This is a genomic window from Amycolatopsis pretoriensis (assembly GCF_900107925.1).
Classification (GTDB): domain Bacteria; phylum Actinomycetota; class Actinomycetes; order Mycobacteriales; family Pseudonocardiaceae; genus Amycolatopsis; species Amycolatopsis pretoriensis.
The window spans coordinates 155,450-167,166 of the sequence record NZ_FNUJ01000014.1; the positions used below are offsets into that span (position 1 = coordinate 155,450).

Here is an 11,717-nt window from a genome sequence, read left to right on the forward strand (position 1 = left end):
AGCTCTCTCTTCCGACGAAGGGATCAGACGGCCGTGACGGTCCACTGGTTGTTGGTGCTGCCGTTCGGGGCCCACAGGACCACGGCCGAGCCGGCCGTCATGCTGCCCGCGCCGTCGAGCGCGGTACCGGTGCCCCGGTTGACGATCTGGTAGCGGCCGTTGCCCAGCGCGGTCAACCGCCACTGCTGGTTGTCGCCGCCGGTCCACGCGGACTGCACGGCGTTGACGCCGTTGCCCGTCCGGCCGCCGCTGTCGGCGACCAGGCCGTTGGTGCGGTTGACGATCCGGTGGTAGCCGGTGCCCAGGTCGGCCAGCTGCCAGTGCAGGTTCGTGGAACCGTCGTACGACCACTGCTTGAGCACCGACCCGGCCGCGACGCTCCCGCCGCTGTCGAGCACGAGACCGGTCGTCACGTTGGCGATCCGCACCCAGCTCGTCGGGACCGGGCCGGAGCCCAGGGACGGGATCTGGCCGGAGAACGTCAGCTTCACCACGTACGCCGGGGCGCTGAACGGCGTCGACGGCAGCCGGATGTGCAGCCCGGAGCCGTCCTGGGTGCGGTCGGGCAGGTCGGTGTACGACCCGGCCGTGGAACTGAGCAGCTGCACCGACTTCAGCGAGGCGAGGTTGATCCGGCCCGAGCCGAGCGTGGTGATGTCCAGCGTGCCGCCCGGCCAGCCCATGACCGTGGCGTAGAGGACGGTGTTGTCCTTGCCGCGGGTGAACCGGATGTCGCGGCTGGTGCCCTCGCGCGGCGTCGTGAACGATCCGCCGCCCATCTGCGTCGGGCCCTCGCCGTAGGCCGACCACGCGCGGGTGGCGTAGATCGACTCGCCGAAGCGGCCGAGGTAGTCGCCGATGCCGAGCAGGATCGTCCGCTGTCCCGACGGGATGGTGCCGTCGGCCGTCGGCGCGATGTTGAGCAGGATGGTGCCGTTCTTGCTGACGCGGTCGATCAGCGAGTGCAACATCGCCTTCATCGAGTAGTAGCCGATGCCGGTCGTGTAGCACCAGCTGGACGAGGAGATGCTGTCGTCGGTCAGCCAGTACGGGTTCTGGATGTCGCCCGGACCGCCGCGTTCGAAGTCGAAGACCTCGCCCCGGTTGTTCAAGCCGTCCTTGTAGGTCGCGACGACGTCCTTGTTCCACGCGACGGCCTTGTTGTAGTAGTACGAAAGGAAGTTCAGTCGGCGGGACTCGTCGACGCGGGGCAGGTTGAAGTCCTGCCACAGCAGATCCGGCTGATAGCCGTCGATCACCTCGGCCAGCTTGTCGTACCAGAGCTGGTTTTCCGCCGCCGAGCCCAGCTGGCCGTACAGCTTGCGCAGGCTCGCGTCCGACTGCGCGGGCACGTGGTCGTAGTAGCCGGTGAAGTGGTAGGCGTGGTGCAGCGACACCATGAACTTCAGGCCCCGGGCGCGGATCGCGTCGGCGTGCAGCCGCACCAGGTCCAGCCGCGGCCCCTTGGCGACCGAGTTCCATTCGTTGACGGCGCTGTTCCACCCCGAGAAGCCGTCGTGGTGCTCGGCGACCGGCCCGGCGAACTTCGCGCCGGCGTCGGCGAACAGCTGCGCCCACTCGGCCGGGTCGAAGTTCCCGCCCGCGGACTTGAGCTTGGGCGCGAACTGCACCCAGTTGCCCGCCTTGTCCCGGGCCCCGTTGACGAAGTTGTGGTACGGCCACGCCGAAGGGTCGCCGTACACGGCCTTGTGGTGGTTGTTCTCGCTCGACCCGCTGACGTACATGTTCCGCGGGTACCACTCGTTGCCGAACGCGGGGACACTGAAGACGCCCCAGTGGAAGTAGATGCCGAACTTGGCGTCGGAGAACCACTCCGCGGCGGGCGGGTGCTGGTCGACCGACGCCCAGGTGGGCGTGTAGCTGCCCGGTCCGGCGGTGGCCGACGCGATCCCGCCGCGCAGGAGCCCGGCCGTCGCCGCGCCGCTCACGGTGATCAGACCCAGCATGGCGCGGCGGCTGAACTCGGGCATGGCGGGAAGCCTCCTCGGAGCCGGATTGAGTTAGCGCTAACACACTCTGTTTAGGCTCGGGCGCTACGGCGGGTCAAGCTTTGCCTGCGCGGGAAAACGAGGAATGCGGCGAACTCCCAGCGTGCACCCGCTCGCACGACGTGAAACTTTCATGCGTTGCGACGAATGCTTGTGAGCGTGAACATCAGCGTGCCAGACTGCTCCCCGCCTGGCCTCGGAGCGCGAGCAACGGTGACCACAACCGAAGGAGCACCCGTGAAAGTCGTCACCCTCGTCGTCGCGGTGCTGTGCGCGCTCGGGCTCTTCCCGGCCGCGGCCGTGGCGGACAACCCGATCGTCCAGACCATCTACACCGCCGATCCCGCGCCGCTGGTGTACAACGGCCGCGTCTACCTCTACACCGGCCACGACGAAGACGCCTCGACGTACTTCACCATGAAGGAATGGCGGGTGTGGTCGTCGGCGGACATGGTGAACTGGACCGACCACGGCTCGCCGTTGAACCTCGCGAGCTTCAGCTGGGCGAGCGCCAACGCCTGGGCGGGCCAGACCGTCTACCGGAACGGCAAGTTCTACTGGTACGTCCCGATGACGGTCCGGGCGACCGGCGCGATGGGCATCGGCGTGGCCGTGGCGGACAGCCCCACCGGGCCGTTCCACGACGCCCTCGGGCACCCGCTCGTCGCCAACGGCGAGTTCGACCCCACGGTGTTCGTCGACGACGACGGGCAGGCTTACCTGTACTGGGGCAATCCGCACCTGTGGTACGTGAAGCTGAACGCCGACATGATCTCCTACTCCGGCGGGGTGAACCAGATCCCCCTTACCACCGCCGGGTTCGGCACGCGCACGGGAGACGCCAACCGGCCGACGCTGTTCGAGGAAGGCCCCTGGGTCTACAAGCGCAACGGCTTGTACTACAACGTTTTCGCGGCGAAGTGCTGCTCCGAGTTCATCGGTTACTCGACCGCGCCCGGTCCGACCGGGCCGTGGACCTACCGCGGGACGGTCATGCCCACCCAGGGCAGCAGCTTCACCAACCACCCGGGCGTGATCGACTTCAACGGCAACTCCTACTTCTTCTACCACAACGGCGCCTTGCCGGGCGGCGGTGGCTACACGCGCTCGGTGGCCGTGGAGAAGTTCACCTACAACGCCGACGGCTCCATCCCGACGATCACTATGACCAGCACGGGCGCGCCGCAGGTCGGCACGTTGAACCCGTACTCGCGGCAAGAGGCCGAGACGATCGCCTGGGAGTCCGGCGTCGAGACCGAGCCGTCCACCGAGGGCGGGATGAACGTCGGCTACCTCGAGAACGGGGACTGGATCAAGGTCAAGGGTGCCGCTTTCGGTTCCGGCGCCCGGTCCTTCACCGCGCGAGTCGCTTCCGCGGCGGCCGGCGGGCGGATCGAGCTGCGGCTCGACAGCACCGGCGGCACCCTGGCCGGCACCTGCACCGTCGGGGGCACCGGTGGCTGGCAGACCTGGACGAGCGTGTCCTGCCCGGTCACCGGCGCCACCGGGACCCACGACCTGTACCTCCGGTTCACCGGCGGCAGCGGCTACCTGTTCAACGTGAACTGGTGGCAGTTCGCGGCCTGACGACTCCCGGAAAGGGGCGACGATGCCCGTTCGACCGCGCCACCTGCTCACCGCCGCGGCCACCGCGCTGGCCGTGCTCACCGTGCCACCGGCCGCCGCGGCCGCGCCCGGCAGCCCGGCGCTCACCCCGCCGCTGGGCTGGAACAGCTGGAACAGCTTCGGCTGCGGCGTCACCGAAACCGCGATCCGCCAAGCGGCCGACGCGATGGTCTCGTCCGGGATGAAGGACGCGGGCTACCAGTACGTCGTCGTCGACGACTGCTGGTTCGACCCGCAACGCGACTCCCAGGGCGCGCTGCGCGCCAACGCGTCGAAGTTCCCGAGCGGCATGAAGGCCCTGGGCGACTACATCCACGGCCGCGGCCTGAAGTTCGGCATCTACCAGGTGCCGACCGACCGCACCTGCGCCCAGCGCACCGGCACCTACCCCGGCTCGACCGGCAGCGCGGGGCACGAGGTCCAGGACGCCGGCACGTTCGCGTCCTGGGGCGTGGACTACCTCAAGTACGACTGGTGCTCCCCCGCCGGCTCCCGCGACGAGCAGGTCGCCCGGTTCACGGTGATGCGCGACGCGCTGCGCGCCACCGGCCGCCCGATCGTCTACAGCATCAACCCCAACAGCTACCACGCCATCACCGGCGACAAGTACGACTGGGGTCAGGTCGCCGATCTCTGGCGCACCACCGAGGACCTCCTCGACATCTGGCAGAACGGCAACACCAACAGCTACCCGATGGGGGTGGGCAACGTCCTCGACGTCACCGCCCCGCTGGCCGCGCAGGCCGGGCCGGGGCACTGGAACGACCCGGACATGCTCGTGGTCGGGCGGCCCGGGTTGACGCTGACCGAGTCCCGCGCCCACTTCGCCCTGTGGGCCCTCATGGCCGCGCCGCTGATGGCGGGCAACGACATCCGCACGATGTCGGCCGACATCGGCGCGGTGCTGCGGAACCCGCGGCTGCTGGCGGTCGACCAGGACCGGCTCGGCGCGGGTGGCCGCCGGGTGCGTGACGACGGCGCCGTCGAGGTCTTCGCCAAGCCGCTGGCCGACGGATCGGTGGCGGTCGGGCTGCTCAACCGCGGGAGCGGGACGACCACTGTCAGCACGACCGCGGCGCAGGCCGGGCTCGCCGGCACGGCGTTCACCCTGACCGACCTGTGGACCGGCGCGACGTCCTCGACCGGCGGGGCGATCAGCGCGAGCGTGCCCGCGCACGGCGTCGCGGCGTACCGGGTGTCCGGCGGTTCCCCGCTCGCGGCCACGACGTCCCGGCTGCGCGGCGCGGGGTCCGGCCGTTGTCTCGACGTCGACAACGCCTCGACGGCGGCCGGCGCGGGCACGTTGCTGTGGGACTGCCAAACCGCGGCGAACCAGCTGTGGACCACCTGGGGTAACGGCGAAATCCGCGTGTTCGGCGACAAGTGCCTCGACGGCACGACCAGCGGCGCCGAGGTGACGAGCAGGCCGTGCACCGGGCAGGACAACCAGAAGTGGACGTTCGCCCAGGACGGCTCGATCCGCGGTGTCCATTCCGGACTGTGCCTCGACGCCGAAGGAGCGAGCACCGCCAACGGGACGCACGCGATCCTCTGGGCCTGCAACGGTCAACCCAACCAGCGCTGGGGACGCGCCTGACACACGACAGGCCCGGGTCGTCCGAGGACGGCCCGGGCCTGTCGTGTGGGTCAGCGGTAACCGGCGGCGACGATGTTCGCCTGCACCGCGTTCTCCGTCGCGTCGGACGGATAACCGGCGACCATCGCGCCTTCGTAGAACGTCCCCGCGCTCAGGTTGGCGCCGCCGCCCGGCTTGCAGCAGTCGCCGCCGCTGCCGAGCACGATCGCGCCCTGCTTCTTCATCGGGCTGTACCCGCTCGGGAGGCCGCCGTCCCACAACGTCGTCAGGCCGCCCGACTGCGCGTCGCTGCCCTTGATGGCGAACCGGGACGTCCCGTTGTTCTTCAGCACCGCCGTGACGAACTTGCCGCCGAACGCCCGCTGGTTCGGGTTCCACGTCTGGCTGCCACCGGGGTAGAGCCCCCACTCGAGGTCGGCCTGCACCCACGGGCCGGTGCCGGAGCAGCCGCCGAACCAGCACTGCTTGCCGAAGTTGAGCGCGTCCATGGCCCCGGCCGCGTCGGCCTTGCGGGTCGTCTCGCTGTTGCCGTAGTCGAAGCAGCAGCCGCTGTTGACGTGGGTCCCGCTGGTCACCATGTACATGCCCTCGGGCGCGCTGCCGGTGGGCACGCCGGTCAGGTGACCGTCGCGCCAGTAGCTGTTGCCCGGGTTGATGTACAGCGAATAGGCCTTGCTGCCGCCGACCGTGAGCGACTCCGTGGCCGCCTTCGCGGGACTGCTCTGGCTGGAGCCGGGAACCACGCTCGACCCCTGGTACCACAGGTCGTTCCCGCGCCCGGACTGGTCGTAGACCACCGTGATGACGCAGGAAGTGCCGCCGCAGAAGGAATCCTGGGCAGCCGCGTCGGCGGCACCACCCGCGGTCAGGACGCCGACGTCGCGGGTTCCGTTGTCGGACGCGCGGCGGACCTGGTACAGCTTCCCGCCGTAGGACCGGTACAGCGCGCGGACCGTGCTGTGCGCGGCGACGCACGGCGTACCACCCGACGCGTAGAGGTCGCACGGGCCCGAGCCGGTGGGCTGCGAGGTCCCGGTGGTCCACCGCTGGTTGGCCTGGCCGTGGCACGTCCACAGGATGACCGCGGTGCCGTTGGCCGTCCCGGCGCCGGTCACGTCGAGGCACAGCCCCGACTGGACGCCGGTGACCGTCCCGTCGGCGTTCTGCCGCCACTGCTGGTTCGCCCCGCCGGTGCAGGACCAGATGATCACCGCCGTCCCCGGCGCCGTCCGGTTGCCGTAGGCGTCGACGCACCGCGTCCCGCCCAACGCCCGCAGTTCACCGGCACCGGTGAACTCGAAGGCCTGGCTCGCCTGGCCGGCGCAGTCCCGGATCTCCAGCGCCGTGCCCGGTGTGTCGGCACCGCCCGCCACGGTCAGGCACCGGCCCGACGCCGCGCTCGTGAGCGGGGTCGTCGCCGCGGCCGCCGGCAGCGCGCCGGCCAGGGCGGCCGCCACCAGCACGGCCAGGACCAGGACGGCCCGCACCGGGTTGACTCGAGTGGTCACGAATCCTCCTTCGGGCACCGCGGATCCCGCCGCGATGCGATTGTCGGCGCTGACGGATCAGGGTGGATTCACCCGGAAATGCGGGTGACGAGCTCGGTGTCGAGCACCGCGCGGCGCGGCCCGTCCGAACCGCCGAGCATCGCCAGCAGTTCGGCCGTCATCCGCGCGCCCATCTCTTCGATCGGCTGGCGCACCGTCGTCAGCGGCGGCTCCGTGCGCCGGCCGATCGGCAGGTCGTCGAACCCGATGACGGCCACGTCCCCGGGCACCCGCCGCCCCGCCCGGCGCAGGGCCCGCAACGCGCCGACCGCCATCATGTCCGACGCGGCGAAGATCGCGTCGACGTTCGGCCGGCGGTCGAGCAGACGCGCGGTGGCGTGCTCACCGGACGCCTGCCCGAAGTCCCCGAAGACGACCAGGCCGCGGTCGCCGTGCCCGGCACCCGCCACCGCCTGCCGGTAGCCGAGCAGCCGGTCCACCCCGGCGGTCATGTCCTGCGGCCCGGCGATGGTCGCCACCGTCCGCCGCCCCGCGTCGAGGAAGCGCTGGGTGGCCCGCCTCGCGCCACCCCGGTTGTCCACGTCGACGTAGGAGAAGCGGCCGCAGACCGGCCGGCCGCCGAACACCACCGGAATGCCGAGCCAGCCCAGGTCGAGCGGCCGGCGCCCGTGCATCCCGATGACGAGCGCGCCGTCGACGTGCCCGCCGTCGAGGTACCGCACCACCGGCGTCTGGTAGTTCTCCGTCGCCGGCACGGTGATCAGCACCAGCTGCAGCCCGACCTCGTTCAGCGCCTTGCCGGCCCCGGCCGCGACGCGGGCGAAGTACGGGTCGCCGAACAGCCGCGGCACCTCCTCGCACACCACCAGCGCCACCGAGCCGGTCGGCCCGGTCGCCGCCCGCGCGGCCCGCTGGCGGGCGTAGCCCAGCGCCGACATCGCCGACTCGACCTGCTCGCGCGTTTTCGGCCGCACCCGGGCGAAGCCGTTGAGCACGCGGGACGCGGTGGCGGTCGACACCCCGGCCGCCCGGGCCACATCGGCCAGGGTCGGACGGAGTTCGGGTGACTCGGCGACGGACACGTCAGCTCTCCCAAGACGTCGTTGTCTTCACGGGCTCGCTCGAAGCCGCGGCTCAGGCGCGCTGGACCCGGAACCGCTGGTTGGCGGCACCGGTGGACGTCCACTGGGACACCCGTGCGCCGTCGGCGGCCGAGGCTTCCCAGACGTCCATCGCCAGGCCGCTCAGCCGGTTGACCAGGCTGACCACCCCGCCGCCCTGGTCGGTGACCCGCCACTGCTGCGCCGGAGCCCCCGAATCGGGTTGCTGGCTGACGACCGCGCCGGCGGCGGACCCGGCCACCTGGAGCACCAGGCCGCTGTGCCGGGCCCGGACGCGGTAGTAGCCGGCACCGGAGTCCAGGAAGTCGAACTGCTGGTTCTGCCCGCCGGTGGCCGTCCACTGCTGCAGCGCGGCCCCGGCGGCGGTCGAGACACCGCTGATGTCCAGGAGCTTCCCGCTGTGTTCGGCGACCAGGGTGTAGTTCACGCCGACCTGCACCGGCGTCCCGGACGGCGGGGTCGGCGAATCGAACTGCGTGAGGAACTTCCACACCTCGCCCGAGGTCCAGGTCTGCCAGCCGCTGCAGGCGCACCCGTCGCGCGGCCCGGGGTCGTGGCCGCCGTCGAACGCGGCCCAGACCACCGGGTAGCCGGCCCGGCAGCCGGAGTAGGCGGTGACGACGTGGGTCCGGCTGCCGCTCGCGGGCTCCGGCGGGTTCTGCGGGGTGCACCCGTTGTTCCGGACGAACTGGTCGCGCAGCGAACGCCCGGACGCGATGGGCAGGACGGTGTCCCCGATGCCGTGCATCCCGATGTACGCGACCGCCTGGGTCCCGCCGCTGCAGCCGCTGAGGTTGGCCCCGGAGTAGACGGCGACCGCGCGGAAGACCGCCGGCCGGGCGCACGCGAGCGCGTAACTCATCGCGCCGCCGTAGCTGAACCCGCCGGCGAACACCTGCGAGGTGTCGACGCACAACGCCGTCTCGAGCTGCCGCAGAAGGTCGTCGACGAAGGTGACGTCCTGGCCGCCGGGGTTGGCCCAGCCGTTGCCGTTGCCTTGGGGCGCCACGAAGATCGTGGTGTTGCCCGCGCTGTCCGCGAGCCGCCGGAGCCCGTAGTAGGACCAGTTGTAGCCGTCGGTCCCGCCCGAGTCGACGTCGGCGGCCGTGCCGCCGCGCCAGTGCAGTCCGACGAACAGCCGGTACGGGTGGGAGCTGTCGTAGTTCGCCGGCACTCGCAGGAGATAGCCGCGGTTCTGGCCGCCGCTGGAGATCGTGTGGCTGCCGCTCGCCAGCCCGGGGGCCTGGCCGCAGCCCGCGGTGCCCACCGACGGCCGGGGCGCTTCGGGAGCGGCGGCGTGCGCGGTGCCGATCCCGGGCGTCGTCAGCAGCGCCCCGATCGCGGCGGACGCGAGCAGACGTCTGAACCTCATCGTGTGGCTCCTTCCACCGGTCGAGCCCGGCACGGTTCACCGGGGGGCCCAGTGTTCGCGCTAACATTCGACCGCTGACCAAGTCCTCGGGTGCGGGGTGCGCACTGCGAAGCTGTCTGGTTACCGGCCGAAGGGCCCTGAGCCAAGATAAGAGCCACTGACGGCAAAGGTCAATCCACGGTGAAAATTACCCGCTCACAACGGATTCCGCCCACGACAAGACCCCCGGTGAGTCCACAAAGGAATGAACTCACCGGCCGAAGAGGCGGCGCTGGATCTCGCGGCGGTAGTCCTCCAGGGTGTTGTCGAGGTGGACCGAGCCCGCCGCGTGGCCGCCGACCGCGCCGTTCATCCCGATGATGTTCGACTGGCGTTGCAGGCGGCGGGCTTCGCCCACGGCCGCCACGAGGAACTGGTTGTGCGACGCGGTGGCGATCCCGAGGTGGAAGTCGTCGTCACCGCGGCCGGGCCGGTACGGAACCGGTGGTGCGGTTTCCCCGTCACTGGTCACCCCGATGAGTATGACTCAATGGACGCCGGCCAGTGACCATACCTCGCGCCCCGGTTACCGAGTCAACAGCAGCGCGGCCGGCGTGAAACTTACACGCGTTGCCGCAGGTGCGAAGGCGGGCGTCCCGGCTTCCGTGCCCATCGCCGGCCGGGGCGGGGACGATGGCCGGGCGTGAGTCACGAACATCCGTCAGCGGACCTCCGGCCGACCGATCGAGGAGAACCATGAGAATCCGGCTCATCGCGGCCGCGACGGCCCTGTTCCTGAGCGCCCTGCTGCCGGGCACGCCGGCCGCCGCCGAATCCAACGGCGGGGTCAAGGTGATGCCGCTCGGCGACTCCATCACCGACGGCACCCAAGTCCCGGGCGGGTACCGGATCGGGCTGTGGCAACGCCTGAGCGCGGGCGGCTACCGGGTCGACTTCACCGGCTCGCAGTACAACGGCCCGGCCGCCCTCGGCGACCACGACCACGAAGGCCACCCCGGCTGGCGCATCGACCAGATCGACGCGAACGTCGTCGGCTGGCTGCGGAACACCGGCTCGCACACGGTCCTGCTGCACATCGGCACGAACGACATCCTGCAGAACCACGACACCGGCAGCGCGCCGGCCCGGCTGTCCGGGCTGATCGACCACATCACCGCGACCGCGCCGGACGCCGAGGTCTTCGTCGCGACGATCATCCCGCTCGCCGACCCCGGGCAGGAGTCGGCGGCCCGCACGTTCAACTCCGCCGTTCCCGGGATCGTGCAGAGCAACCGGAACGCGGGAAAGCACGTGCACCTGGTGGACATGCACGCCGCGCTGACCACCGGCGACCTGATCGACGGCGTCCACCCCACAGCCACCGGCTACGACAAGATGGCCGCCACCTGGTTCGGCGCGCTGCGGTCGGTGCCCGGGAGCATCGGCTCCGCGGGAACGTCCACGGCCCAGCAGATCGTCGGCACGCAGTCGGGCCGGTGCGTGGACGCCGCGAGCGCCGCCGACGGCACCCAGGTGCGGCTGCAGGACTGTGGCGGGCAGGCCGGCCAGGCGTGGACCCGGACGGGCCAGGAGCTGACCGTCGGCGGGACCAAGTGCCTCGACGCGTCCGGCCACGGAACGGCCAACGGCACCCCGGTGATCGTCTGGGACTGCCACGGCCAGGCCAACCAGCAGTGGACGATCACGGCGAACGGCACGATCACGGGAGTCCAGTCGGGGCTCTGCCTGGACGCGTACGGCCAGGGCACCGCCAACGGCACCCAGCTGGTCCTGTGGGCCTGCGGCGGGCAGGCGAACCAGCAGTGGACGTTGCGCTAGCCGAGTGACGGCAAGGCGAGCCGTCCGGGTGAGAACGCGTGTTTGACCGGCGGGGCGTCCGGGTATCTCCGCGCTCGAACCGAGCCGCCACCCGTTCCGGGGTGGCGGTTCCCCCGGAAAAGGAGCTCCCCCACCGTGATCGTCCTCGGCGTCATCCTGATCGTCCTCGGCTTCCTCATCGGCATCCCGGTGCTGTACACGATCGGCACCGTGCTCGCCGTCGCGGGCGTCGTCCTCGCGATCCTCGGCGGAACCGGCCGCAAGATCGGCGGCCGCGCGCACTGGTACTGAGCCGGGGTTCCGGACCGCGCGCGAAACCCGTTCAGCGGCGCGCGGTCCGGACGTCGTCCAGGCACGTCGAGGTGACCGTCAGGTCGCGGTACGGATACCCTTCGCGCTCCAGCAGGTCCATCGCCCACAGTTCGGCGTCGTCGTGCGCCCGCTGCTCGGCGCCTTCGCCCGCGGCGACGTCGATCCGGACGCGGAAGCCGAACCCGCCCAGGTGCCGGCTGTAGGTCAGCGTTCCCTCGTCCGAGAAGGACAAGCCGGCGAGATCATCGCTCGCCTCGGCGAGGAGCTTCTCGCGGACGGCCCCCGCCGGCCGGTCGAACTTGCCCCGGACGAGGACGCGGTAGGTCGGCATGCGCGTCAGGGTAGCGACGCCGG

At 71.1% G+C, this 11,717-nt stretch carries 10 protein-coding genes; 4 read left to right on the forward strand and 6 right to left on the reverse strand.

Going from position 1 to position 11,717, the window contains the following annotated elements:
* Positions 1–23: 23 nt before the first annotated feature.
* On the reverse strand, positions 24–1,991 hold the full coding sequence (locus BLV96_RS44300) for an alpha-L-fucosidase (RefSeq protein ID WP_086677925.1): 1,968 nt from the start codon (positions 1,989–1,991) through the stop codon (positions 24–26).
* Between the two features lie 255 nt (positions 1,992–2,246).
* On the opposite strand from BLV96_RS44300, the gene BLV96_RS44305 reads away from it, so the two are divergent.
* Both BLV96_RS44305 and BLV96_RS44310 read left to right on the forward strand, forming a co-directional pair.
* Positions 2,247–3,596 carry a glycoside hydrolase family 43 protein gene (locus BLV96_RS44305; RefSeq protein ID WP_244180939.1) on the forward strand — a complete coding sequence of 450 codons (1,350 nt, stop codon included), beginning with the start codon at positions 2,247–2,249 and terminating at the stop codon, positions 3,594–3,596.
* Positions 3,597–3,618: 22 nt separating this feature from the next.
* Entirely contained in the window at positions 3,619–5,232 is a 1,614-nt protein-coding gene (locus tag BLV96_RS44310) for a glycoside hydrolase family 27 protein (protein WP_086677923.1), read from the forward strand.
* Between the two features lie 50 nt (positions 5,233–5,282).
* Here BLV96_RS44310 and BLV96_RS44315 read toward each other — a convergent pair whose 3' ends face one another.
* From BLV96_RS44315 to BLV96_RS44330, 4 genes are all read right to left on the reverse strand, one after another.
* A complete protein-coding gene (locus tag BLV96_RS44315) occupies positions 5,283–6,740 on the reverse strand; it encodes an arabinofuranosidase catalytic domain-containing protein (protein ID WP_279627575.1) in 1,458 nt (485 codons plus the stop codon).
* Between the two features lie 68 nt (positions 6,741–6,808).
* A complete protein-coding gene (locus BLV96_RS44320; RefSeq protein ID WP_086677921.1) occupies positions 6,809–7,822 on the reverse strand; it encodes a LacI family DNA-binding transcriptional regulator in 1,014 nt (337 codons plus the stop codon).
* A gap of 52 nt (positions 7,823–7,874) precedes the next feature.
* Complete coding sequence (locus BLV96_RS44325) at positions 7,875–9,233, reverse strand: RICIN domain-containing protein (RefSeq protein ID WP_086677920.1); 1,359 nt, start codon at positions 9,231–9,233, stop codon at positions 7,875–7,877.
* A gap of 250 nt (positions 9,234–9,483) precedes the next feature.
* Positions 9,484–9,744, reverse strand: a complete 261-nt coding sequence (locus tag BLV96_RS44330; RefSeq protein WP_244180940.1) for a hypothetical protein — start codon at positions 9,742–9,744, stop codon at positions 9,484–9,486.
* Positions 9,745–9,968: 224 nt separating this feature from the next.
* Between BLV96_RS44330 and BLV96_RS44335 the strand changes: the two genes are divergently transcribed.
* Together BLV96_RS44335 and BLV96_RS44340 are read left to right on the forward strand one after the other, a co-directional pair.
* Positions 9,969–11,051: an RICIN domain-containing protein gene (locus BLV96_RS44335; RefSeq protein WP_086677919.1), complete on the forward strand. Its 1,083-nt coding sequence runs from the start codon at positions 9,969–9,971 to the stop codon at positions 11,049–11,051.
* A gap of 135 nt (positions 11,052–11,186) precedes the next feature.
* Positions 11,187–11,342 (forward strand): DUF6131 family protein, encoded by a 156-nt coding sequence (locus tag BLV96_RS44340; protein WP_086677918.1) that lies wholly within the window; start codon positions 11,187–11,189, stop codon positions 11,340–11,342.
* 31 nt (positions 11,343–11,373) lie between these two features.
* Here the strand turns inward: BLV96_RS44340 and BLV96_RS44345 are convergent, their stop codons facing one another.
* Positions 11,374–11,694 carry a DUF6204 family protein gene (locus BLV96_RS44345; protein ID WP_086677946.1) on the reverse strand — a complete coding sequence of 107 codons (321 nt, stop codon included), beginning with the start codon at positions 11,692–11,694 and terminating at the stop codon, positions 11,374–11,376.
* Between the last annotated feature and the right edge of the window lie 23 nt (positions 11,695–11,717).

Excerpts from the sequence above, each read along its gene's own strand:
- BLV96_RS44310 (WP_086677923.1), top strand. The coding sequence starts at position 3,619 with ATGCCCGTTCGACCGCGCCACCTGCTCACCGCCGCGGCCACCGCGCTG.
- BLV96_RS44300 (WP_086677925.1), bottom strand. The coding sequence starts at position 1,991 with ATGCCCGAGTTCAGCCGCCGCGCCATGCTGGGTCTGATCACCGTGAGC.
- BLV96_RS44325 (WP_086677920.1), bottom strand. The coding sequence starts at position 9,233 with ATGAGGTTCAGACGTCTGCTCGCGTCCGCCGCGATCGGGGCGCTGCTG.
- BLV96_RS44345 (WP_086677946.1), bottom strand. The coding sequence starts at position 11,694 with ATGCCGACCTACCGCGTCCTCGTCCGGGGCAAGTTCGACCGGCCGGCG.
- BLV96_RS44335 (WP_086677919.1), top strand. The coding sequence starts at position 9,969 with ATGAGAATCCGGCTCATCGCGGCCGCGACGGCCCTGTTCCTGAGCGCC.